Here is a 23513-nt window from a genome sequence, read left to right on the forward strand (position 1 = left end):
ACGGCGGCTAATCTGGAGTCGTGATCCTTGCCGTCGACACTTCCCTGGGCACGGCTGTCGCCCTCATCGATGCCGACGGGGAGCGACGCGCCGAAGCCGGTGCCGTCGACCCTCTCGGCCACGCCGAGGTCATCGGCGACCTCCTCGTCGATGTGCTCCGCGAGGCGGGTGACGCGAAGATCACCCACGTCGTCGCCGGCATGGGGCCCGGCCCCTTCACCGGGTTGCGTATCGGCATCGCCGCGGCGCGTGCCTTCGCACTCGGACGCGGCCTGCCCGTCGTCCCCGTCCCCAGCCACTTCGCCGCGGCTCTGACAGCGCTGGAGAGCGAGACCGCTCCCTTCGCGATCGTCACCGACGCCCGTCGGCGCGAGGTCGCCATCACCGTGTTCGACGGTCTCGACGACGACGGCATCCCGGTCGTCGTCGCCGACACCGTGCTCGTGCGGGCTGCCGACGCCGACGCGCACCTCGACGGCATCCGGCGCATCGATGTGACGACGCTCTCCGCATCGGATCTCGCGCGGGTCGGGGCCCGCGCGCTTGCCACCGGTCGCATGCTCGCCGGCGAGGAGCCCCTCTACATGCGTCACCCCGATGTGACGCTTCCCGGTGCGCCGAAGAAGGTGGGGACATGACCCTTCGCGACGCGACGGTCGACGACCTCGACGCGATCATGGCGATCGAGAACCGGTCCTTCCCGACAGACGCCTGGAGCGCGGAGACCATGGCCGCCGAGCTCGCGAGCCCGCATGGCCGCTACCTCGTCGACGAGCACGACGGCGCGGTGATCGGATACGGCGGAGTGCGGGCCCTCCACGGCAGCGCCGACGCCGACATCCAGACCATCGCCCTGCTCGCCGAGCACCGCGGCCAGGGGCGGGGCAGGATCCTGCTGCGTGCGCTGCTCGCGGCGGCCGCAGCACGCGGTGCACGCGAGGTGTTCCTCGAGGTGCGGGCCGACAACCCTTCGGCCGAGGGACTCTACCTCGCCGAGGGATTCGAGGAGATCGCCCGCCGTCCCCACTACTATCAGCCCGACGACGTCGACGCGATCGTGATGCGTCTGGATCTGCGCCGTCGCACGGTGCCCGTCACCGCCACCGAGGAGGCGAAGGCATGAGCGAACCGTTGGTTCTCGGCATCGAGACGAGTTGCGACGAGACGGGCATCGGCATCGTGCGCGGACGCACCCTGCTGTCGAACACCATCGCGTCGAGCATGGACGAGCACGCCAGGTACGGCGGGGTCGTGCCGGAGGTCGCCGCCAGGGCGCACCTGGAGGCACTGCAGCCCGCGATCGATGCCGCCCTCGCCGAGGCGGGAGTGGGCCTGGATGATCTCGATGCCGTCGCCGTGACGAGCGGCCCAGGACTCGCCGGTGCACTGATGGTCGGCGTCGGTGCGGCGAAGGGCCTCGCCGTCTCGATCGACAAGCCTCTCTACGCCGTGAACCACCTCGTCGGCCACATCGCCGCCGACATCCTCACCGCCGACTCCGCTCCGCTCGAGTACCCCACGATCGCCCTGCTCGTATCCGGCGGTCATACCTCGCTGCTGCATGTGCGCGACCTCACCACCGACGTCGAGCTGCTGGGGGAGACGATGGACGACGCCGCGGGAGAGGCCTTCGACAAGGTCGCCCGCCTCCTGTCCTTGCCGTACCCGGGTGGTCCGGAGATCGACCGTGCAGCCGCCGACGGCGACCCGGAGGCGATCCGGTTCCCCCGTGGCCTGTCCCGTGCCTCCGACCTGGCGAAGCACCGCTACGACTTCTCGTTCTCGGGGCTGAAGACGGCCGTGGCCCGCTGGGTCGAGCGCTGCGAAGCCGAGGGGGTCGAGGTTCCCCTCGCCGACGTCGCCGCGAGCTTCCGCGAGGCGGTCGTCGACGTTCTGGTCACGAAGGCGCTCGCCGCCTGCGCCGACCTCGGTGTGCCGCGGCTGCTGCTCGGCGGGGGAGTGATCGCGAACCGGCGTCTGCGCGAGGTCGCTCTGGAGCGCGCCGAGGCCGCAGGCGTCACGGTGCGCATCCCGCCGTTGTCGCTGTGCACCGACAACGGCGCGATGATCGCCGCCCTCGCGTCCGAGCTGATCTCCTCCGGCCGGCGCCCCTCCACCCTCGCATTCGGCGCGGACTCGACGCTGCCCGTGACCGAGATCCAGATCGCGGAGGCGGTGTCGGTATGAGTGACGTCCCCGGTACTCCCGAGGCGCGGTCCTCGGCGACGCCGGCGGCGCGTATCGAAGGCCCCAGCGACGAGGTCGAGCACCCCGCAGGGTCCGCCCGTCTTCCCGGTTCCCGCCGAGACGGATACACCAGGCTGCCGACGGGTCCGGTCGGCATCGAGCCGGTCGTCGCGACCGGTCCCGACATCGATGCTCCCGACGACACGGAGTGGGAGCCGTCGACGGGATCCGTGCCGGTCGACGACACCCGATTGGCGCCGTGGGCGCTGCTGGCGGCGATCGTCGCGCTCGGGGCGTCGTTCTTCGTCGGCTGGGGCATCCCGGTCGCCGTGGTCGCGGTCGTCGCGGCGATCATGTCTCTGCGTCGCCCTGTCGAGAGTCGCGCGATCGCGCGCTGGGCGCTCGTGCTCGGACTCTGCGCGACGGTCTACAGCCTGGGCTGGCTGGTCTGGGCCGGCATGCAGTTCGAGAGGCTCGGCTGAGCCGATGCTGGACGCGGACGAGCTCGAGGAGCTGCGCTCCCTGCAGGCGCGGGCCTACGGCCGCGAGGCGTCGCTCACCGATGCCGACGCCGCGCGACTGCGCGCGCTGGAGGAGCGTCGTGTCGCGCCGGGTGTCGAACCCGCGGGGCTCGACTTCACCCCGACCGCCGATACCGTGTCGCCTCCCGACCGCGGGGAGTCGTCGGACGACGCTGGTTCCGCGAGCGCTGCGGCAGAGGATCAGGGCGTCGAGGCCGCGGCACCCGACGCGGCGGAGGGGCATCCGTCGCCTGTCGCAGAGGGCTCACCGGGGACCGGGGAGTCCGCGCGATCCCTATGGCGCGCGCATTGGCGGCCCGCCGTGCTCGCCGTCGCGGCTTTGCTCATCGTCGGGGTCGGCGTGGGCTGGCTGCTGTTCGGCCGGTCGGCTGCGGCCCCGGTCGCCCTGAGCGCGCAGCAGCAGGAATGGCAGAGCGCGCTGATTGCCGGAGGGCGCTACGACCCGGGATCGGTGCGCGCCCTCGCCGTCGAGCAGGGGGCGGTCATCTCAGCGGCGACCAAGGACGACGGCGCGATCACCTGCCTGCTCGTGGCGACCTCCGCGTCGGCACTGCCCACCTGCGAGCGCACGGAGACCGTCGAGGGCTCGGGGCTCTTCGGGGCGGTCACAGTGGAGTCGAAGGACGACATCAGGCGCGAGCTCAACGTGCAGATGATGTTCACCGCGTCCGGCGAACCCGCCGTATCCACCTACACGGCGGAGTATGGACCCGGCACCACCAACGGTGTGACATATGCGAACGCCGGTGAGGCGGAGAAGGCGAAGCGGATCGCGGCGCAGGGGTTCGAGATCAACTCGCTCTGGGTCATCGGCTACGACGGTGAGGTGCCGGTGTGGACGGGTATGGCGCTCGAGTCGTTTCAGACCTGTCTGATGTACGACGGCTCGGATGACCTGTTCCCTCGGGTCTGCGCCGATGCGCTCACTCTGCAGGAACAGAGCGCCACGCTGGTGCTGAACGTGGTCGATGAGGAGAGCGGCGAGGTCGTCCGCCTGGAGGTTCCGACCTGGAGTGACGGGAGCTCCTCGCTCATGATCACACGTGAGGGGGGTGCCGACGGTGCCGGCGGAGACGGACGCTGACGAGCTGCGGGCGCTCCAGCGCCGGGCCTATGGTCGTGACGGCATCCTCACGGATGCCGAGACCAGGCGGCTGCGGGAGCTGGAGGACGCGAGACGATCTCCGGTGACGCCCCCCGCCGTCGAGACCCGTGTGGATTCGTCGCCCGAGCAGCCGTCGCCCGCTCCTGCCGATGTCCCCGACGACGCTGGCGGGCATGCCGTCGTCGACGCTCCCGAGCCTGAGGCGATTACCGAGGATCGGCGCTCGTTCAGCACCGTTCGTCGTGTCCTGCGGAGGTATCGAGTGGGCGTGTCGGCGCTCGCGGTGATGACGGTGGCACTCGGGGTCGGCATCGGTGGGGCGCTGTTCGCGACACGCGCCGACGGCATCGCCCTGTCCGCCGCGCAGCAGGAGCGCCGTGATGCGCTCGCCGCTGCCGACTTCGACAGCGGATCACTCCTTGCGGTCGCGCAGGACGAGGATGCGTTGGCCTGGTACGCGACCAAGGACGATGGCGGCGTCGTGTGCCTGATCCTCGACATCGGCGACCGTTCGCAGTCGAACTGCCTTCCCACCGGCGACATCGGACGTGGCCTGAGCGTGTCCTTCCCTGTTCCGATCGACGATCCCGAAGACGATACCCGGAGTCTGGGGGGTGTGAGCGCAACGATGCTCGTGTCGACAGCGGGGGAGCCGATGGTCGCTCTCCAGCGGTGGTCGATGTCGTCGACCCCGTCCTCGCAGTTCGCCGGTGCAGAGCGCGCACGGGCCGAGGAATTGGCCGACGAGGGTTTCGCCTTCTCCCTCACGATCGTCGGCTCGTTCCGGACGCAGCCGGTATGGGTCGGCGACCGCGTCTCGGAGCGGGGCGAGGTCGAGAAGTGCCTCATCATCGACGCCGGTGACCTGACGACGTGCGAGTCTCCCAGCGACGCGTGGGAGTCAGGGATCGACGCGCGGATCGACGGCGTCGGTGGCGCGGAGGTCGGCTCGACGGTGCTCGAGGCGCGGTTCACGAGGTGGCAGACGCCGTATCTGGTCATCGGTGAGGCCCCCGCCTCCCCAGGAGCGCCGCAGGACACCGTGCGGGTCGAAGCGCCTCCGGGCGACCCCATCGTGGTCGAGCCGCCGGGCCGCGACTCCGACGGCTGAGCGGATCAGCCCGCCGCGGGTACCCGGTCGGCGAGGATCGCGCGGCGCTGATCGCCGATACGGGCGAGGATCAGCGTCGCCTCCTGGTCGCCGCGCAGCGTCAGCTTCTTGCGGAAGGCCGCGGGATCGACGTCGACGCCGCGCTTCTTGATCTCCAGGCGTCCGATGCCGTGCGCCTTGAGGGCGGCGCTGATCGCCTTCGGGTTCGCCGGCAGGGTCTCCCGCACGCGGAAGGACTGCACGAAAGGGCTCGTCAGCGCGGCATCCGAGGTCAGGTAGGCGATGTGCTCGTCGAGCATCCCCGCGTCGAGGCTTCGGGCGACCTCGCCGATCAGACGGGCACGGATCACGGCGCCATCGGGTTCGTGCAGGAAGGCGCCGAGCTCGCGCACCGGCTCGTCGGCGGCGTCCGCCGGGGCGGTGAGCTCGTGCGAGCGCTCGTCGCGGATCACGAGCGCCGCGCGGCGCACCCCTTCTCGGGCGAGGGCGCCGCTCCAGACGACGAGCTCGACGACGCTGCCGTCGGCGCTCACCCACTGTGCTTCGGCGTCGGCGGGCAGCGCGTCGCGGTCGTGCGCGGGTCCGAGCTTGATGCCGGTCGGATGGCTCGCGGCCACATCGAACGCCCAGTCCAGCGAGGGGGAGTAGTCGTCGGCGGAGACTCGTCGGGTCTCGCTGTGCCCGGAGGTGCGTCGAGCCGGGTCCATCCAGATCGCGCTTCCCGCTTCCACCGTTGAGAGGGCGTCTTCGGCCGTGAGGTGGCCCACCGCGGCGCTGTCGCCGAAGGGCGCCAGGTTGTAGGCGGCGATGGCCGAGGTGACCTCATCGGCGTCGACGGCGTGCACGTCGAGTCCCGCTCCGGCGAAGGCGAGCGCGTCGCCGCCGATGCCGCAGCCGAGGTCGGCGACGCGGGTGAATCCGGCGTGCCGGATCCGCTGCGCGTGACGGGCTGCGACCCCGAGCCTCGTCGCCTGCTCGAGCCCGGCGCGGGTGAACAGCATGCGTGCGGCGAAGGGCCCGAACTTCGCCGCAGCCTTGGATCGCAGGTGCGCCTGTCCGACGACGGCGGAGACGAGCTCGGGGGAGTGGCCGGCCGCGCGCAGCCGCGAGACGGTGCGGGCCACGTCGGCGGTCGATTCGATGGGCCCGACCGCGTCGAGCAGCTCGAGACCGGCGGGGGTCAGCAGGGCGCGCAGCTCGGACATCTCCACGTGCTCAGCCTAATTGCCCGTGCGGGGGGACTGCCCGCCGCGCACGCTGGCACTCGCATTGCGTGAGTGCCAGCCGAGCGCCTAGACTGGATTAGCACTCTCGGGTTGAGAGTGCGAACAAGTCTTTCGTGTCAGCGTCAAGAAAGAAGAGGTAGACCGTGTCGGTTTCCATCAAGCCGCTCGAGGACCGCATCGTCATCAAGCAGGTCGAGGCCGAGCAGACCACCGCGAGTGGCCTGGTCATCCCCGACACCGCCAAGGAGAAGCCCCAGGAGGGCGAGGTCGTGGCGGTCGGCCCCGGCCGCATCGACGACAACGGCAACCGTGTTCCGCTCGACGTCGCCGTCGGCGACCGTGTGCTCTACAGCAAGTACGGCGGCACCGAGGTGAAGTTCGGCGCAGACGAGTTCCTCGTCCTGTCGGCTCGCGACGTCCTGGCGGTCGTCGTCCGCTGATCTGCGGAATCTGATTCCCGCCCCTCGTGAGGGGCAGGGTCAAGGTCCTGGAAGGGGCCCGGATGCGCTTCGCATCCGGGCCCCTTCTGCGTCCGCCACCGGGCATCGGTTTCCTGCCGAACTCTGCGGCAGCGGCCGGGCGGCCGAGGGCGCGCCGCCGCCGCGGGCGTAGGGTTGTGCGGTGCCCCCAGAGACGACTCGTGCCACGCAGACCGCCGGAGTGGCCTATGCCGGTGCCGCGTACCTCCTCTGGGGAGTGCTTCCGCTCTACTTCCTGCTCCTCGTTCCGACGGGGCCGTGGGAGGTCGTGGCCTGGCGCGTGCTGCTGTCGTTCGTGTTCTGCCTCCTGCTGCTCACGTTCACGCGCGGCTGGGCGGCATTCGGCGTCATCCTCCGACAGCCGAAGCTGCTGGCCTGGACGGCCCTTGCCGGTCTTCTGATCTACGTCAACTGGCAGGTGTTCCTGATCGGAACCCTCAGCGAGAACGTCGTCGAGACGAGCCTGGGCTACTTCATCAATCCGATCACGACCGTGCTGCTGGGCGTCTTCGTGCTGAAGGAGCGCATCCGCAGGTTGCAGTGGGCCGCCATCGCGATCGCGGCGATCGCGGTCGTCGTGATCGTCGTCGCCTACGGCGATTTCCCCTGGATCGCCCTGTCGTTGACGGCGTCCTTCGGGGTCTACGGGCTCATCAAGAAGAAGATCGGTCCCGCCGTCGATGCGGTCAGCGGTCTGACGTTGGAGTCCTTCTGGCTCATCCCGATCGCCGTGGTGCAGCTGATCGTCGTCGCCCAGACGACGGGGATCACGATGGGGGCGAACGGGTGGCCGCACGCGCTGCTGCTGGCGTTCGCCGGCGTCGCCACAGCGGTGCCCCTGCTGCTCTTCGCCGCAGGAACCCGACGCATCCACCTCACCGTGATCGGAATGATCCAGTTCATCACCCCCGTGATGCAGTTCCTCATCGGCGTCGTCGTCCTGCACGAGCCGATGCCTCCGGAGCGCTGGGCGGGCTTCATCATCGTGTGGATCGCGATCGGGGTGTTCGTCGTCGACCTGCTGCTCGCCGCACGTCGGGGGCGCAGGATTCCGCGTGTCGAAGCGGCCTGATCCCGAGGCTCATCCGTCGGGGAACCCGGTGTCGGATCGTTAACGCACCGAGATACTTGCAACCCCTGCGCGCAGGACTCACGGCCTAGTGTTAGAGCACCCGATTGTGGCCAGAATCCACGTTCAGTCACAATCCACGTTCAGTTACGCAAGGGAGCATCATGAACGCATTGAAGGGCTCGCGCACAGCGAAGGTCTTCGCCGGGATCGCACTGATCAGTGCATCCGCCATCGTCATCGCCGGCTGCAGCAGCACTCCGAGCTCGGAGAGCGGTGGCAGCGACAAGCCCGCAGCCGATCTGACGCTCAAGCTCGGATCGCTGCTTCCGCAGACGGGGTCGCTGGCATTCCTGGGCCCGCCCATGGAATCCGGCGTCGGACTCGCGGTCCAGGAGGTCAACGAGGCCGCTGCCGGTGTCACGATCGACCTGACGGCCGAGGACGAGGGCGACACCGACACCAAGGCCTACGAGACCTCGATCACCAAGCTGCAGGGCGCCGGCGTCTCCGCCATCGTCGGAGCCGCCGCATCGGGCGTCTCCAAGCTCATCCTCGACGGGAACGTGAGCGCGGGGATCCTTCAGATCTCGGCGTCGAACACGTCTCCCGACTTCACCACGTGGGACGACAGCGGCCTGTACTTCCGCACCGCCCCCAGCGACCTGCTGCAGGGCGAGGTGCTGGGCAACCTGATCGCCGAGGACGGCGCCAAGAGCCTCGGCATCATCTACCAGAACGACGCCTACGGCACCGGCCTGAACGACGCCATCACGACGACGTTCGAGGGCACCGGCGGCGAGGTCGTCGAGTCGGTCTCGTTCAACGTCGGCGACGCGCAGTTCGACGCTCAGGTCGAGTCGATCAAGGCCCAGAACCCCGACGCGGTCGCGATCGTGTCGTTCGACCAGTTCAAGACCATCGCGCCGCTGCTGGTGAACGCCGGCATCTCGGCCGACAAGTTCTACATGGTCGACGGCAACCTGTCCGACTACGGCTCGGAGATCCCGGTCTCGCTCGAGGGCGCGCAGGGAACCAAGGCCGGTCCTGCTCTCGCGGATGACTTCACCACCCGTCTCCAGGACTACTGGACCGGCGAAGGCAACCCCGAGGTCAAGGACTTCACCTACGCGGCAGAGGCGTACGACGCCGTCATCCTCGTGGCTCTGGCCTCGCTCGCGGCCGGCTCCACCGAGGGCGCGGACATCGCAGCCAAGATGCAGGAGGTCTCGGGCGGTTCGGGCGACGGCAAGAAGTGCACCAGCTTCGCCGAGTGCGCCAAGATCATCAACGACGGCGGCGTGGCCGACTACGACGGCTACTCCGGCGACATCACGTTCGATGAGGCCGGCGACCCCCAGGGTGCCTCGATCGGCATCTACAAGTACGGTGCCGACAACATGATCACCCGCACCAACTGATCACACGATCACATGACGAAGGCCCCGGATCCGATCCGGGGCCTTTGTCGTGGGGTCGAGTCTGTGGCTCAGGCCGCGTCGGTGCCGAGCGTTCCGAGGTAGAGACCGATCACCTTCGGGTCGTTGAGCAGATCACGGCCGGTGCCCTCGTGGGCGTCCTTGCCCTGATCGAGCACGTACCCGCGGTCGCAGATCTGGAGGCAGCGTCGGGCGTTCTGCTCGACCATGATCGTCGTGACGCCGGCCTTGTTGATGTCGGACACCCGGATGAACGCGTCGTCCTGCCGCACGGGGGAGAGCCCGGCCGACGGCTCGTCGAGCAGCAGCACCGACGGATCCATCATGAGCGCGCGCGACATGGCGACCATCTGCCGCTCGCCGCCGGAGAGGGATCCGGCGCGCTGCTTGAGGCGCTTGCCCAGCTCGGCGAAGATGCCGGTGACGAACTCGAGCCGTTCCGTGTAGATCTTGGGGTTCTGGTAGAGCCCCATCTGCAGGTTCTCCTCGATCGACAGCGACGGGAAGACGTTGTTCGTCTGCGGCACGAAAGCGACCCCGCGTCGGACCAGCTTGTCGGCCTTCAGGCCGACGATGCTCTCGCCCTTGACCGTGATGTCGCCGCTGCGCACGTTCACCAGCCCGAAGATCGCCTTCAGCAGGGTCGACTTGCCGGCGCCGTTCGGGCCGATGATCCCGATCAGCTCGCCCTGGCGGGCGACGAGGTTCGCGCCGTTGAGGATGTTCACCCCGGGGAGATAGCCGGCGTGGACGTCGGTCAACTCGACCACGACGTCGTCCTGAGGCGCGCTCTGCGGTGCTTTCGTCGGCGATTCCGCGCTCATGCGGTGCCCTTCCCCTCTGTGCCGGAGGCGGGATCGCTCGCTTCGAGCTCGGCCTCCGCCTCTGCTTCGATCTTCTCGCGGAGTCGGATCGCGGCGGCGTCCTCGAGCACCGGGATGCGTCCGGTGACCGCGCCCAGGTCGAGATCCTGGTGCGCACCGAGGTACGCATCCACGACCGCGGGGTTCTCCATGACCTCGTCGGGAGGTCCCTCCGCGACGACGCGGCCCTCGGCCATGACGATCACCCAGTCCGCGATGTGGCGGACCATGTGCATGTCGTGCTCGACGAAGAGCACCGTCATCCCCTGCTCCTTCAGATCGAGGATGTGGTCGAGGAGCGACTGCGTGAGAGCGGGGTTGACGCCGGCCATGGGCTCGTCGAGCATCACCAGCGTCGGGTCGCTCATCAGCGCCCTGGCCATCTCGAGGAGCTTGCGCTGGCCACCAGAGAGCGACGCCGCGAAGTCCTTCTCCTTGGCATCGAGCTTGAAGCGCGTGAGCAGCTCGCGTGCCTTGCCTTCGATCTCGGTGTCCTGCGCTCGCCAGAGGAAGGGGAACAGACTCGACCAGAAGCCCTCCCCGCGCTGATGCGGAGCTCCGAGCTTCATGTTCTCGAGGACCGTGAGGAGCGAGAGCGATTTGGTCAGCTGGAACGTGCGGACCTGCCCCATCCTTGCCACCTTGAACGACGGGACTCCCGAGAGGCTCGTTCCGTCGAAGGACCAGGTGCCGCTGTTGGGCTTGTCGAATCCGCAGAGCAGGTTGAACAGCGTGGTCTTGCCTGCTCCGTTCGGGCCGATCAGTGCGGTGATCGCTCCTCGCGGCACTTCGAGGTGGTCGACGTCGACGGCGGTCAGACCGCCGAAGCGACGCTGGACCGCATCGACGACGAGGATCGGATCGACCTTGGCGACCCCCGGCTTCACCTCGCCCTTGGTCAGACCGGTCGTCTTCGGGCGTCGGATGCTCCCTGTGGCGGGCGCGGCGTTCGCCGTTCCCTCGGCAGAGCCGGGGACCTGTTCCGGGGTCAGTTCATTTGACAAAGGTCATCTCCCTCTTGTCTCCGAGGATGCCCTGCGGGCGGAAGATCACGAGCAGCATCAGAGCGATGCCGACGAAGACGAAAACGAGCGTCGATGCCTGGCTGTCGGACATCGGCAGCAGGCCTGCTTTCGCCAGGGAGGGCAGGAGGTTGGCCATGAAGGCGAACACCACCCAGAACAGCACGGCGCCCAGCGTCGGTCCGAACACCGTGGCCGCCCCGCCCAGAAGGAGGATGGTCCACAGGAAGAACGTCAGCGACGTCGAGTAGCTGCCGGGGACGACCGCGGAGGGGAGGACGAAGATGATCCCGCCCGCGGCACCGATCACGCCGCCCACGACGAGCGCCTGCATCTTGTAGGCGAAGACGTTCTTGCCGAGCGAGCGCACGGCGTCCTCGTCTTCGCGGATGCCCTTGAGGACGCGACCCCAGGGGCTGCGCATCAGCGCCCACACCAAGAGGATGGCCGCGGCGAGCACGATCACGCCGAAGACCCGGTTCCAGAGGTCGTTGGCGCTGTACATCCAGGGTCCGAACCCGTAGGTCCCGGGGGGAATGGGGTTCGCGTCGCGGAACCCGCCGTTGTACTGGGCCAGGCCGTCGGCGCTGTTGGTCCATTCGTCGAACAGCTGCGTCGTGAACAGCAGTCGCACGATCTCGCCGGCGGCGATCGTCGCGATCGCCAGGTAGTCGGCGCGAAGTCGCAGTGTCGGGATGCCGAGCAGGACGGCGAAGAGCGCGCCGCCGAGCAGACCGATGAGCATGCCGATCCACCAGGGCAGACCGAAGCTCAGCACCGAGATGGCGTAGCCGTAGCCGCCGATGGCCATGAAGGCGGCCATACCGAAGTTGAGCAGTCCCGCGTATCCGAAGTGCACGGCCAGGCCGGTCGCCGCGAGGGCGTAGGCGATGGTGACAGGGCTGAACAGGTAGACGGCCGTGTTCGAGAAGATGCTTCCGAAGTCCATGGCGATCAGCCCAACCTTTCCCTGCGTCCGAGCAGCCCCTGCGGTCTCACGAGGAGGATGACGATGAGCACCACGAGGGCGCTCGCATACTTCAGGTCGGACGGGATCCACAGGGTGGAGACCTCGACCGCCATCCCGACGATGAGGGAGCCCACCAGAGCACCGAACGCGGTGCCGAGGCCGCCGAGCGTGATTGCCGCGAAGATCAGCAGCAGCATCTGCATGCCCATGTCCCACTTCACGCCGGGGCGGAAGTAGGCCCAGAGGATGCCGGAGATGGCCGCCAAGGTGCCGGAGAGGATCCAGACGTAGCGGATGACCTTGTCCACATCGATCCCGGAGGCGGCGGCGAGCTGCGGGTTGTCGGAGATCGCGCGGGTCGCCTTGCCGATGCGGGTGCGCGTCAGGAAGAAGGCCACGGCCAGGATCACCACGATGCTCACCCCCATCGCGATCATGTCGATGTAGGACAGCGAGATCGGCCCGAACTGGATCGGCGTGGGGCTGGCGCCGGGGAGCTGGTAGGTGCCGCCGCCGATCATGAACTGGAAGGCGTAGCGCAGTGCCAGCGAGAGTCCGATGCTGACGATCATCAGCTGCACGACGCCGAGACCGCGTCGTCGCAGGGGACGCCAGATGCCGGCATCCAACGCCCAGCCGAACAGGCCGCCGCCGATGACGGCCGCGGCGACGCCGAGCCACAATGGGAGGTGCCAGAACGTGGTCGTGACGAGGGCGACGAGGCCGCCCCAGGTCACCATCTCGGCGTGCGCGAAGTTCGACAGCCGCGTGGTGCCGTAGATGAGAGCGGCACCCATCGAGGCCAGCGCCAGCAGCAGACCGAAGTTCAGGCCGCCGACCAGTCGCGAGAGCAGCTGGTCGATGAACGAGACGGTGATCCGCTGCCCCTCGCCGAGGAACAGATTCATGATCTTGGTCCCCGTGAGACCGAACTCGACCTCGAAGGAGGCAGTCGTTCCCGCGATCGGCTGCGTGCCCGGTGGCAGCAGGCTCGCATCGACGATCACACCGTCGGGGAGGGTCGACTCGTCGACCGTCAGCGTGTACTTCTCCTTCTCGGGCACGTACAGGCGCCACTTGCCTTCGGCGTCGGTCTCGGTCTCGCCCTTGAAACCGTTGCCTTCGATCGCCATGACGACGCCTTCGACGGGTTCGTCATCGAAGGTGACGACGCCGGCCAGGTAGAAGTCCGTGACCTCCTGCCCGTCGTCTGTCGTCTCGGCCGAGGCCGATGAGGGGGGCATGAACACGAACGCGCTGAGCGCCATGAGGACAGCGAGCAGCGCGACCACCCAGGGGCGCTTTCGCTGCACGGCGATTGTTGTGGGTCCCACGCAACCTCCACTTTGAGTGCTGTGTCTCTGCGATGTCGGGTTCGACCGCAGGGATGGACGACGCACTTGAGCGTAATGCGCGATCGGCGATTCACCTACGGTCCGTGTCAACAGTCCGATAACGGCGGGGCTCTGGGAATGTTCTCGGACGTGTCTCGCTTAGAATCTTCATACGGGCCGCGGCCCCGCACCGGCCGACGTCGACCACCCCCTCGCACTCGGACATGCGCGACTCGCGCAGAAGGAGAATCCATGGAACAGCACGATCCCTTCGGCTTCGTCGGGCTGACGTACGACGACGTGCTGCTGCTCCCCGGGCACACCGATGTGATCCCGAGCGAGGCCGACACCTCGTCGCGGATCACGCGCCGCATCTCGGTCGCCACCCCGCTGCTCTCCAGCGCGATGGACACGGTCACCGAGTCGCGCATGGCGATCGCGATGGCGCGCGAGGGCGGCATCGGAATCCTGCACCGCAACCTCTCCATCGCCGACCAGGCCGCGCACGTCGACCGCGTCAAGCGCAGCGAGTCCGGCATGATCACCGACCCCATCACGACGACGCAGGACGCGACGGTCGAAGAGGTCGACAACCTCTGCGCGAAGTACCGCATCTCGGGTCTTCCCGTCGTCGACGACGAGGGCAAGCTCGTCGGCATCATCACGAACCGCGACATGCGGTTCGTCTCGGGCTTCGAGCGTCAGACCACCTTCGTCAAGGACGTCATGACCAGGGAGAACCTGGTCACGGCTCCGGTCGGCGTGGCCGCGGGCGAGGTCATCGCCCTGTTCGCGAAGCACCGCGTCGAGAAGCTGCCGCTCATCGACGGCGACGGCAAGCTCGCCGGCCTCATCACCATCAAGGACTTCGACAAGAGCGAGAAGTACCCGCTCGCCACCAAGGATGACCAGGGCCGTCTGCGCGTCGGCGCTGCCATCGGCTTTTTCGGCGATGCCTGGGAGCGTGCCGAGGCGCTGCGCGACGCCGGTGTCGACGTTCTCGTGGTCGACACCGCCAACGGGCAGTCGCAGGGCGTCATCGATCTCGTTCGCCGGTTGAAGGCCGACGAGTCCTTCGCCCACATCGACATCATCGGCGGCAACGTCGCGACCCGCGAAGGCGCCCAGGCCCTGATCGACGCCGGCGTCGACGCCGTCAAGGTCGGAGTGGGCCCCGGGTCGATCTGCACAACGCGCGTCGTCGCCGGTGTCGGAGTGCCCCAGGTCACGGCAGTCTACGAAGCGTCGCTCGCCGCTCGCCCCGCCGGCGTCCCCGTGATCGCCGACGGCGGCCTGCAGTATTCGGGCGACATCGCCAAGGCGCTGGTCGCCGGTGCCGACGCCGTGATGCTCGGCTCGCTCCTGGCCGGAACCGACGAGTCTCCCGGCGAGATCGTGTTCCAGTCCGGCAAGCAGTTCAAGCAGTACCGGGGCATGGGTTCGCTGGGCGCGATGCAGACCCGCGGCAAGCAGACCTCGTACTCGAAGGACCGCTACTTCCAGGCCGACGTCCCCAGTGACGACAAGCTGATCCCGGAGGGCATCGAGGGGCAGGTGCCCTACCGAGGACCGCTCTCCGCCGTCGCCTATCAGCTGGTCGGCGGACTGCGCCAGTCGATGTTCTACGTCGGCGCGCGGACGATCGAAGAGCTCAAGACGCGCGGCAAGTTCGTGCGCATCACCTCGGCCGGTCTCAAGGAATCGCACCCGCACGACGTGCAGATCGTGGTCGAGGCCCCGAACTACAAGAAGTAGTCGTCAGCCGACGCACGAGGGACCGGATGCGAAACGCATCCGGTCCCTCGTGCGTGCTGCGTCGCGCACGGGTCAGCCGCAGGTATAGGTGACCCCGTTGACCTCCCAGACGCCTGTGCCGAGTTCGGCACACATGCCGAAGATGGCGGCGAAGAAGGCGATGAAGAGGATGATCCCGATGATCTCGACGATCGTCAGGACCGCGCCGACGACGATGCCGGCGATCGCGAGACCCTTCGGCTGTCCGGCTTTGCCGAGCTTCACGGCGGCGACGATGCTCAGGATGAGGCCGATCGGGGCCGCCACGAACGCCAGGACGAGTCCGACGATCGACAGCACGCGCCCCGGCGGGCTCGGCTCGGGCTGCGGATACGCAGGCGCGGCGGGCGCCGAGTAGCCGGCGGCGGGCGCGGCGCCCGGCCCGGCGTCCCACGTCGGAGGCCCAGTCGGAGGTGCGGCCGGAGGGGCCGGGGGCGCGGTCGGTGGCGGGGTCACCGGGTTCGAGGAATCCGGTGCAGGCGGTTCGGGGAACGGGGGATTCGTCATGTTCTGTCCTGTCGACGGGGTGAGAGGTCACGCGCCGGCGGTTCCGGTAGCCCCGAGCGTAGCGAGGGCCCTCCGCTCGCACCATCCCCCCACGATGCGCGGGCCGTGGGCCGGGGCGGGCTCCGGTTCCTGCCCTTCCGTCGACCTGCGAGCGGGCGTAGCGTGCGGGTATGTGTCGGAACATCGTCCCGTTGAACAATCTCGAGCCCGCAGCGACCGATGAGGAATGCCACGACGCCGCCCTGCAGTTCGTGCGCAAGATCGCCGGGACCACGGCGCCGTCCCGAGCCAACCAGACCGCCTTCGACAGCGCGGTCGGCGAGATCGCCCAGGTCGTGAGCCGTCTTCTGAGCGAACTCGTGACCACCGCGCCACCGAAGAACCGCGAAGACGAAGCAGCGAAGCGGCGGGCGAGATCCGCGGAGCGCTACGAGGCGATCCGGGTCTTCCAACAGGAGAAGCGTGCCGCCCGCGCGGGAGGGTAGGGGAGGCACCGTCGGCGGCGGCGACACCGTATGCCAGAATCGACATACCCCGCTCGACTTTCCCTGCGGTCCCGGTGTTGAAGGCGCCGAGATCGCGTCACCGATCCCCATCGGTCAGGGAACCTCCCCAAGGAGAGCTGTAGAAAATGTCTGAGGATTCTCCTCGCGTACTCGTCGTCGATGACGATCCGGACGTCGCCCTGCTCGTGAAGACCGTGCTCGAGCGGCGCGCCGGGTGCATCGTCGATGTCGCCGGAGACGGCCTGTCGGCGGTGGAGCGCGTCGCCGCCATGCGCCCAGACGTCGTCGTGACCGACATCGAGATGCCGGGGCTCAGCGGTCTCGAGCTGCTGGCCGAGCTGCGGCGCACGGTGCCCTCGGTTCCCGTCGTGGTGATGACCGCCCATGTCTCCGTCGAATACGCGGTCTCCGCATTGCGGGCGCAGGCCGATGAGTTCCTGACCAAGCCGCTCGACAACGGCAAGCTCGTCGAGGCGGTCATGCGTTTCGTCGAGGAGGGCCGTCGTCGTCGAGAAGAGGCCCGCAAGCCCGAGCGGGTGCTCGCGATCGGAGCGCACCCCGATGATGTCGAGATCGGCGTCGGAGGACTCCTCGCCGCGCATGCCAGGGCTCAGGACGAGATCACGATCCTCACTCTCTCCCGCGGAGCGCGAGGGGGTGATGCCGACAGTCGGCAGAACGAGTCCCTGGCGTCTGCCGACATGCTGGGCGCCCGTCTCTTCCTGAAGGATCTCGTCGACACCGAGATCTCGGGAGGCGGCTCCACCGTCCGGATCATCGAAGAGGTCGTGCAGGAGATCCAGCCGACGATCGTCTACACCCACTCGAGCCACGACCGCCATCAGGATCACCGCGCCGTGAGCGAGGCGACCATCGTGGCCACGCGGCGCGTGGGAACGGTGGCGTGCTACCAGAGCCCGTCCTCGACGATCGACTTCCGCCCCACGCGATTCGTTCGCATCGATCACTTCCTCGACGACAAGCTCCGGCTGCTCGAACGCTTCGGCTCCCAGACCGCGAGTCGTGACTACCTGGAACCCGAGTTCGTCACCGCGACGGCGCGGTACTGGTCGAGGTTCGGCGGGGGCACCGCCGTCGAACCCCTGGAAGTGGTGCGCGAGACAGCCGAGTTCATCGGCGCCCACGAACTCACGCGACGGGAGAGCTGATGACCAAGCGGGTGCTGGTGACGGGTGCGGGCGGACCGGCGGGTGTCGCCGTCATCCGGTCGCTGCTTCGTCGATCGGATCTGACCGTGTTCGCCGCCGACATGGACGGCTGGGCGAGCGGCATCTACCTCGTGCCTCCGGCGCAGCGTCGGCTGGTGCCGCCGGGGAGGGATGACGACTTCGTGCCGGCGATCGCCCGGATGGTCGCGGAAGACGACCTCGACCTGGTGATCTCGACCGTCGACGTCGAACTCATCGCCCTCGCGGGTCGGCGCGACGAGCTGGCCCCCGCCGTCCTGGCAGCGCCCTCGGCGGAGACTCTGCACACCGCGCTCGACAAACTCGCTCTCGCCGAGCGCTGCGCACCGACCGGACTCACCCCGCGCACCGTCCTCGCCGGACCGGACGCCGAGGCCGTCGACTGGGAGTTCCCGGTCTTCGCCAAGCCGCGTCAGGGGGCGGGCAGCCGCGGTGTGCGGCTGGTCCCCGATCGCGCAGCCCTCGAGGCGCTGCCGGGCGACGAGGGGCTCATCGTGCAGGACTTCCTCCCGGGGGAGGAGTACTCCGTCGATGTCATCGCCGACGCCGCGGGCACCATCGTCGCCGCTGTGCCCCGCACCCGCGCCAGGGTCGATTCCGGTGTGGCGATCGCAGGACGCACCGTGCGCGACCCCGAGCTCGAGGAGGCGGCAGCATCGATCGCGCGCGCGATCGGGCTCGTCGGCGTCGCGAACGTGCAGCTGCGTCGCGATCGCAGCGGGCGGGCGGTGCTGCTCGAGGTCAACCCACGCTTCCCCGGTGCCCTGCCCCTGACGATCGCGGCCGGTGTCGACATCCCATCGCTCGTCGCCGATCTGTTCCTCGGCCGCGAGCTGCCCGTGCGGATCCCGTTCCGCGAGATCGCCTCGGTGCGCTTCCTGGAGGATGTGATCGTCGAGATCGACGACGTGCTGGTCTCCGACCATGCGGGGCATCAGGAGGAGCTGTGAGCCACGCGCTGCTTCGCGGCGACCATCACGTGCATTCGACGTTCTCGGACGATGCGGTGTCGACGCTCGCGCAGAACGTCGAGGCGGCGGCATCGGCCGGGTTGAGCACGCTGCGGCTGGTCGATCACGTGCGCCGGAGCACCACCTGGGTTCCGGAGTACCTCGCCGCCGTGCGTGCCCTCAGGGTTCCGGACGGCCTCACCGTGCTCACCGGCGTGGAGGCGAAGATCCTCGACGTCGCCGGCGCACTCGATGTGCCGCCGCTTCCGGACGGGATCGATCGGATCCTCATCGCCGACCACCAGTTCCCCGGTGTCGACGGCCCTCTCGGCCCCTCCGCCGTGCGGGAGCGGATCGCCGCAGGCTGGGCGACCGACGACGTGCTCGACCAGTTCGTCGAGGCGCTCATCGCGACGATGCGACGGTATCCGGGGAACCAGCTCGCGCACTGCTTCTCGATCCTCCCGAAGATCGGGCTGTCGGAGGCCGACGTGGGCGCACAGCGGACGGATGCCTGGGCACGAGCCGCCGCCGAGACCGACACGCTCGTCGAGGTGAACGAGAAGTGGGGCTGCCCCGGGGCCGGGGCCTTGGCCGCATTGCGTCGTGCCGGCGCGACGATCGTCGCCTCCACCGACAGCCACGACGCGTCGGAGGTCGGCCGATACTCCCGGATCCTCCCGTTGCTCGACGCGGAGGAGGCATCCTGATGACGGACCTCTCGGTGCTTGAGACCGTGCTGGTCGTCATCCTCCTGCTGTGCGTTCTGGTCGGCACGCTGCCCGTGATCAACACCGGGTTGCAGTTCCTCGCGCTGCCACTGCACGCGTTCCACAACCACTACGGCAAGGCCGCGCCGTACCACCCGAACGTCGCCGTCATCATCCCGGCGTGGAACGAGGGGGCGGTGATCGGCCCCGCGATCGAACGTCTGCTGCAGCTGGAGTATCCCGCCGAGCGCCTCCGGGTCTTCGTCGTCGATGATGCCTCCACGGACGACACCCCCGCGATCGTCGGCGCCAAGGCGCAGTCCCACCCCGGTCGCGTCGTGCATCTGCGGCGCGAGAAGGGCGGCGAGGGCAAGGCGCACACTCTCAATCACGGCCTCGACGTCGTCCTTGCCGACTCCTGGACCGAGTCCGTGCTGATCATGGACGCGGATGTGATCTTCGCGCGCGACTCGCTGCGCAAACTCACCAGGCACCTCGCCGATGAGAAGGTCGGCGCCGTCACCGCGTACATCGCGGAGGGCAGCCGCGACCGCAACTACCTCACGCGATTCATCGCGATCGAGTACGTGATCGGCCAGCTCTCCGCCCGTCGCGTGCAGAACGTGGGCGGCGCGATCGCCTGCCTCGCCGGCGGTGCGCAGCTGCACTCGCGGGCGAACCTCGAGGCCATCGGCGGAAGGATCCCCACGGGGACGCTCGCCGAGGACACGATGACGACCTTCGAGGGGCAGCTCAAGGGGCGGCGGATGGTCTTCGAGCCGCACGCCGTGGTGCTGGCCGAGGAGCCGCGGACGATCGACAGCCTGTGGAAGCAGCGGCTGCGCTGGGCGCGCGGGAACGTGCAGCTCACCTCGATCTATCGCAAGCTCTGGTTCCGTCCGAGCCGGGAGCACAACCTGGGCAGTTTCGGGTTCGGTCTCGCGTGGTTCACGATCCTGCTGCTGCCCGCCTTCATGCTTCTGGCCGCGGCGGGGATGCTCGCACTGCTCGTCCTGCACAGCGACATCGCCGAGTTCGTCTTCCGCTTCATGTGGATCTCCGCAGCCTGCATCTACCTCTTCTCGATGCTGTACTCGGTGCAGCTCGATCCGCGGACGGGCCGGCATTCCTGGCGCGAGGCGATCATGTTCCCGGGGCTCGGGGCGCTGATCCTGATGGCCATCGCGCTGTTCCCCTGGGCGTTCGAGTCGCTCCTCACGGTGATCGGGCTGGGGCTCACGGATCAGTCGCGCTTCATGTGGGCCGTGATCTTCTACCTGTGGGGGCCGATCTCGATGCTCGGCATCTGGCTGGCGCGTGCCGTGGAGCCCCTTCCCGGCGGCCGGTTCTTCGCGGGCCTGCTGCTCTACATCTGCGGGTACGGCTCCCTGCTGTGCGCCATCACCGTCGACTCCTACATCAAGGAGTGGCGTCGGGCCGATGCCTCCTGGATCAAGACCGAGAAGATCGGACGTGTCGACTCATGATCGAAACCCCGTCGCATGATGCCGAGGAGGACGAGATCGTCTCGGACGCCAGACGAGAGCGTCGGCTCATCCCGCAGGCGCTGCTCGCCCTCGCCGTCGTGGTCGTCGTCGTCGTGGTGCGAGAGCTGTTGCTTCGATGACCGGCAGGCCGCTGGCCCTCGTCGTCGAGGACGCCCCTGATCAGGCCGCGCTGCTGCGCCGCTACCTCGATCGTGAGGGCTTCGACGTCTTCGTCGCCCGCGACGCGGAGTCGGCGATCGCGGCGTTCGCCGAGATCGACCCCGTCCTGGCTGTGCTCGACCTCTTCCTCCCCGGCATCTCGGGTCAGGAGTGCGCGCGCGCAGTCCGCGAGCGCTTCCCGGAGTGCTTCCTCGTGATCAGTTCGGTGCTCGACGCCGTCGACTACCCGCCGGCCGATGCCGTCCTGCCGAAGCCGATCACGGGCTCCGATCTGCATGCCATCGTGGAGAGGGTTCGACGATGAGGGCGACACCGCTGGACCGTGCGGAGAACCGCTGGTACCAGGTCTTCGACAACCCGAGCCCGCTGCTCAAGCAGGCGCCGACGGTCATCGCGACGGTTGTCGCGGCGATCCTGACCTGGTGGGTCCCCGACCTTCCGATCTCACGCATCGCGCCGGCGGTGGCAGGGGTCGCCATCGTCCTCGTCGCCACGGTGGTCGCGGCCGTCCTCACGGTACGCGGGGTCCATGAGGGCTGGGTCGTGCTGCTCATCCCCATCGTCGACATCGCCGGCCTCGGGCTCTTCCGCACCGGCACCGGCGGCCCCACCTCGCTCTTCTCGTCGCTCGTGCTGCTGCCCGTGGTCTGGCTGGCCGCGGCCCCCGGCATCCGCTGGGTGTTCGTCGTCGGCGGGTTGACCTCCATCGCCCTGCTGATGCCGTACTTCACCGACCCACCCGACACCTCGGTCGAGTGGCTGCGCGGGGTGGTGGGTCCCCTCGTGTTCTCCGCGGTGGCCGCCGTCATCAACCAGCTCTCGCGGCAGCAGCGCATGCGCGTCGAGCAGGCGGAGGAACTCGTGGCCGAGCGCACCAGGTCGCTGTCGGAGAACGTCGCGATGATCGTGCAACTGCGCGACAAGGAGCGTCAGTACCGAGAGCTGTTGGATTCCTTCGAGAGCCTGTGGTCATCGATCACGGCGCAGGCGGTGATCGCCACGGACCGCGGCGGCATCGTGACGGCCTGGAATCCCGGGGCCGTCCGGCTTCTCGGCCTGCCGGTCGACGAGGCGCTCGGCGGCGTCCGCATCGACCGCTTCTTCTCGAGCGCCGCGCTGTCGATGCTGGCGTCGGACAACACGGAGCCACCGCATCCGGTAGACGGCCTGTCGATGGCAGATGGCGCGCTCGCCCCCGGCATCAGGGCTCTGTTCGCCCAGGCCGACGCGGGACTCACGGTCGACGGCGACATCGAGGTGGTCACGGCGGCAGGCACCACGGTTCCGGCGCGCGTGACCGTCAGCCCGCACAAGGACGGCGCCGGTGCGCAGCAGGGCTATCTGTTCGTCCTCACCGATGAGACCAGGGCCGTCGAGGTCGCCCGCATGAAGGACGAGTTCGTCGGGATGATCTCGCACGAGCTGCGCACGCCCCTCAGCGCGATCATCGGTTTCCTCGACCTCCTCCAGAACGATCCGGCGCAGCCGCTCACCGACGATCAGCAGGAGTTCGTCGGCATCATCGAGCGCAACGCGCAGCGTCTGCTCAACCTCGTCGGCGATCTGCTCTTCACCGCTCAGGTCGAATCCGGACGATTCCCGCTCGAGCGCGAGGAGGCCGACGTCGCCGCGTTGGTCCGGTCGGCGGTGGCGTCGGCCGGCCCGCACGCGCAGCGAGAGGGAGTCGAGCTCGTGGCGGAGGTCGAGCCGGGTGCCGTGCCCGTCTTCATCGACGCCGGCAGGGTGGGGCAGGCCATCGACAACCTGCTCTCCAACGCCATCAAGTTCACCCCGCGAGGGGGCACGGTCACCGCCCGTGTGCGCGCGGTCGACGGCGGCGTGGAGTTCTCGATCGCCGACACCGGGGTCGGCATCCCCGAAGACGAACAGGGGATGCTCTTCACCCGCTTCTTCCGCGCATCGACCGCGACGCGCAATGCGGTGCCGGGGGTGGGGCTCGGTCTCACGATCACCCGTGCGATCGTCCTGGCGCACGGCGGGACGATGGAGGTCTCGAGCCAGGAGGGCGTGGGAACGGAGTTCCGCTTCACCCTGCCGGCGGCTCCCCGCACCGAGGTGCTGATGAGTCTGAGCCGCGCCGACTGATCGCGGCTCCAGAGGAGAGGACATCGCCGTGACGTCGTGTGTCCGGGTGTGAAGCCCGATGACGGACGGCAGGCGCCACGCGGGCGCTGCTCGCTAGCGTCGGGCCATGACTCTTCTCCAGGAACAGCTCGCGGGTGTCGCCGACGTCACTGCGGCCGAGCGTGCACAGCGACTCACCGACGCCGGAGCGGCGTGGAACGAGCGGATCGCGGCGGACCACGCGAACGCCCAGCTCACCTACCGGGTCAGTGGTCGGGGCATCGGGTCCGTGGCGACCGAGATCCGTGCGGGAAAGCACCGCTTCCTCGTCGACGAACCGGGTGCGCTCGCCGGCGACGATGTGGCGGCGAGCCCGGTCGAGTACGCGCTGGGCGCGCTGGTCTCGTGCCAGGTCGTCGTCTACCGGCTCTACGCGCAGGCTCTCGGGCTCACGATCGACGAGATCGAGATCACGGCCGAGGGCGACCTCGACGTGCGCAAGCTCTTCGGCATCGATGAGTCGGGGCGCGCCGGATTCCACGACGTGCGGGTGTCGGTCGATATCACGGGACCGGACGGTGCGGAACAGTACGAGAACCTGCGCGCCGTCGTCGATGCGCACTGCCCGGTGCTCGACCTGTTCGCCGCGCCCGTTCCGACCTCGAGCGTTCTCGCCTGAGCGGAGTTCGGAGCATCGCGGCTCCGCCTGATAGCCTGGTCGGCTCGGCATGCGCGGGCG

General features: G+C 68.7%; 25 protein-coding genes. 19 read left to right on the forward strand and 6 right to left on the reverse strand.

Going from position 1 to position 23513, the window contains the following annotated elements; translation table 11 throughout:
* Positions 1–20 precede the first annotated feature (20 nt).
* The 6 genes from tsaB to ASC55_RS15690 are packed head-to-tail and all read left to right on the forward strand — an operon-like array spanning position 21 to position 4945.
* A complete protein-coding gene (gene tsaB / locus ASC55_RS15665; RefSeq protein ID WP_055877361.1) occupies positions 21–638 on the forward strand; it encodes a tRNA (adenosine(37)-N6)-threonylcarbamoyltransferase complex dimerization subunit type 1 TsaB in 618 nt (205 codons plus the stop codon).
* On the forward strand, positions 635–1123 hold the full coding sequence (gene rimI, locus ASC55_RS15670; protein WP_055870373.1) for a ribosomal protein S18-alanine N-acetyltransferase: 489 nt from the start codon (positions 635–637) through the stop codon (positions 1121–1123). The genes tsaB and rimI overlap by 4 nt, the downstream gene beginning before the upstream one ends.
* Positions 1120–2187, forward strand: a complete 1068-nt coding sequence (tsaD, locus tag ASC55_RS15675) for a tRNA (adenosine(37)-N6)-threonylcarbamoyltransferase complex transferase subunit TsaD (RefSeq protein WP_055870376.1) — start codon at positions 1120–1122, stop codon at positions 2185–2187. The genes rimI and tsaD overlap by 4 nt, the downstream gene beginning before the upstream one ends.
* Positions 2184–2669 (forward strand): hypothetical protein, encoded by a 486-nt coding sequence (locus tag ASC55_RS15680; RefSeq protein WP_055877363.1) that lies wholly within the window; start codon positions 2184–2186, stop codon positions 2667–2669. Before tsaD ends, ASC55_RS15680 begins: the two co-directional genes overlap by 4 nt.
* Before the next feature lie 4 nt (positions 2670–2673).
* A complete protein-coding gene (locus tag ASC55_RS15685) occupies positions 2674–3813 on the forward strand; it encodes a hypothetical protein (protein ID WP_055877366.1) in 1140 nt (379 codons plus the stop codon).
* The gene (locus tag ASC55_RS15690) at positions 3791–4945 is read left to right on the forward strand and encodes a hypothetical protein (RefSeq protein WP_157559475.1); all 1155 of its coding nucleotides are present in this window, start codon (positions 3791–3793) and stop codon (positions 4943–4945) included. Before ASC55_RS15685 ends, ASC55_RS15690 begins: the two co-directional genes overlap by 23 nt.
* Before the next feature lie 5 nt (positions 4946–4950).
* Here ASC55_RS15690 and ASC55_RS15695 read toward each other — a convergent pair whose 3' ends face one another.
* On the reverse strand, positions 4951–6156 hold the full coding sequence (locus tag ASC55_RS15695) for a class I SAM-dependent methyltransferase (protein WP_055877372.1): 1206 nt from the start codon (positions 6154–6156) through the stop codon (positions 4951–4953).
* 158 nt (positions 6157–6314) lie between these two features.
* Between ASC55_RS15695 and groES the strand changes: the two genes are divergently transcribed.
* From groES to ASC55_RS15710, 3 genes are all read left to right on the forward strand, one after another.
* Positions 6315–6611 carry a co-chaperone GroES gene (gene groES / locus ASC55_RS15700; protein ID WP_017203655.1) on the forward strand — a complete coding sequence of 99 codons (297 nt, stop codon included), beginning with the start codon at positions 6315–6317 and terminating at the stop codon, positions 6609–6611.
* Between the two features lie 181 nt (positions 6612–6792).
* Entirely contained in the window at positions 6793–7722 is a 930-nt protein-coding gene (rarD, locus tag ASC55_RS15705; RefSeq protein ID WP_055870391.1) for an EamA family transporter RarD, read from the forward strand.
* 161 nt (positions 7723–7883) lie between these two features.
* The gene (locus tag ASC55_RS15710; protein ID WP_055870392.1) at positions 7884–9140 is read left to right on the forward strand and encodes an ABC transporter substrate-binding protein; all 1257 of its coding nucleotides are present in this window, start codon (positions 7884–7886) and stop codon (positions 9138–9140) included.
* Between the two features lie 68 nt (positions 9141–9208).
* Here ASC55_RS15710 and ASC55_RS15715 read toward each other — a convergent pair whose 3' ends face one another.
* From ASC55_RS15715 to ASC55_RS15730, 4 genes are all read right to left on the reverse strand, one after another.
* Positions 9209–9982, reverse strand: coding sequence for an ABC transporter ATP-binding protein (locus tag ASC55_RS15715; RefSeq protein WP_055877374.1), 774 nt, complete (start codon positions 9980–9982; stop codon positions 9209–9211).
* Positions 9979–10947 carry an ABC transporter ATP-binding protein gene (locus ASC55_RS15720; protein ID WP_055871190.1) on the reverse strand — a complete coding sequence of 323 codons (969 nt, stop codon included), beginning with the start codon at positions 10945–10947 and terminating at the stop codon, positions 9979–9981. Before ASC55_RS15720 ends, ASC55_RS15715 begins: the two co-directional genes overlap by 4 nt.
* A gap of 67 nt (positions 10948–11014) precedes the next feature.
* Positions 11015–11992, reverse strand: coding sequence for a branched-chain amino acid ABC transporter permease (locus ASC55_RS15725; protein ID WP_055870398.1), 978 nt, complete (start codon positions 11990–11992; stop codon positions 11015–11017).
* A gap of 5 nt (positions 11993–11997) precedes the next feature.
* Positions 11998–13281 (reverse strand): branched-chain amino acid ABC transporter permease, encoded by a 1284-nt coding sequence (locus tag ASC55_RS15730; RefSeq protein WP_036322675.1) that lies wholly within the window; start codon positions 13279–13281, stop codon positions 11998–12000.
* Between the two features lie 318 nt (positions 13282–13599).
* Between ASC55_RS15730 and guaB the strand changes: the two genes are divergently transcribed.
* A complete protein-coding gene (gene guaB / locus ASC55_RS15735; protein WP_017828274.1) occupies positions 13600–15102 on the forward strand; it encodes an IMP dehydrogenase in 1503 nt (500 codons plus the stop codon).
* 72 nt (positions 15103–15174) lie between these two features.
* Here the strand turns inward: guaB and ASC55_RS17425 are convergent, their stop codons facing one another.
* A complete protein-coding gene (locus ASC55_RS17425) occupies positions 15175–15648 on the reverse strand; it encodes a DUF4190 domain-containing protein (protein WP_127481965.1) in 474 nt (157 codons plus the stop codon).
* 170 nt (positions 15649–15818) lie between these two features.
* On the opposite strand from ASC55_RS17425, the gene ASC55_RS15745 reads away from it, so the two are divergent.
* The 9 genes from ASC55_RS15745 to ASC55_RS15780 all read left to right on the forward strand — a co-directional run bounded on the left by ASC55_RS15745 (position 15819) and on the right by ASC55_RS15780 (position 23453).
* Positions 15819–16133 (forward strand): DUF2277 domain-containing protein, encoded by a 315-nt coding sequence (locus ASC55_RS15745; RefSeq protein ID WP_055870406.1) that lies wholly within the window; start codon positions 15819–15821, stop codon positions 16131–16133.
* Between the two features lie 146 nt (positions 16134–16279).
* On the forward strand, positions 16280–17323 hold the full coding sequence (locus ASC55_RS15750; protein WP_055877376.1) for a response regulator: 1044 nt from the start codon (positions 16280–16282) through the stop codon (positions 17321–17323).
* Complete coding sequence (locus ASC55_RS15755) at positions 17323–18312, forward strand: ATP-grasp domain-containing protein (protein ID WP_055877378.1); 990 nt, start codon at positions 17323–17325, stop codon at positions 18310–18312. The genes ASC55_RS15750 and ASC55_RS15755 overlap by 1 nt, the downstream gene beginning before the upstream one ends.
* The gene (locus ASC55_RS15760) at positions 18309–19022 is read left to right on the forward strand and encodes a PHP domain-containing protein (protein ID WP_055877381.1); all 714 of its coding nucleotides are present in this window, start codon (positions 18309–18311) and stop codon (positions 19020–19022) included. Before ASC55_RS15755 ends, ASC55_RS15760 begins: the two co-directional genes overlap by 4 nt.
* Positions 19022–20509, forward strand: a complete 1488-nt coding sequence (locus ASC55_RS15765) for a glycosyltransferase family 2 protein (protein ID WP_055877382.1) — start codon at positions 19022–19024, stop codon at positions 20507–20509. Before ASC55_RS15760 ends, ASC55_RS15765 begins: the two co-directional genes overlap by 1 nt.
* Positions 20506–20649 carry a hypothetical protein gene (locus tag ASC55_RS17665; RefSeq protein ID WP_170287922.1) on the forward strand — a complete coding sequence of 48 codons (144 nt, stop codon included), beginning with the start codon at positions 20506–20508 and terminating at the stop codon, positions 20647–20649. The genes ASC55_RS15765 and ASC55_RS17665 overlap by 4 nt, the downstream gene beginning before the upstream one ends.
* Positions 20646–20993: a response regulator transcription factor gene (locus ASC55_RS15770; RefSeq protein WP_055877392.1), complete on the forward strand. Its 348-nt coding sequence runs from the start codon at positions 20646–20648 to the stop codon at positions 20991–20993. Before ASC55_RS17665 ends, ASC55_RS15770 begins: the two co-directional genes overlap by 4 nt.
* Positions 20990–22795, forward strand: coding sequence for a sensor histidine kinase (locus tag ASC55_RS15775; RefSeq protein ID WP_055877394.1), 1806 nt, complete (start codon positions 20990–20992; stop codon positions 22793–22795). Before ASC55_RS15770 ends, ASC55_RS15775 begins: the two co-directional genes overlap by 4 nt.
* Before the next feature lie 106 nt (positions 22796–22901).
* Entirely contained in the window at positions 22902–23453 is a 552-nt protein-coding gene (locus ASC55_RS15780) for an OsmC family protein (protein ID WP_055870430.1), read from the forward strand.
* Positions 23454–23513: the final 60 nt, after the last annotated feature.

Source organism: Microbacterium sp. Root322 (assembly GCF_001425645.1).
Classification (GTDB): domain Bacteria; phylum Actinomycetota; class Actinomycetes; order Actinomycetales; family Microbacteriaceae; genus Microbacterium; species Microbacterium maritypicum.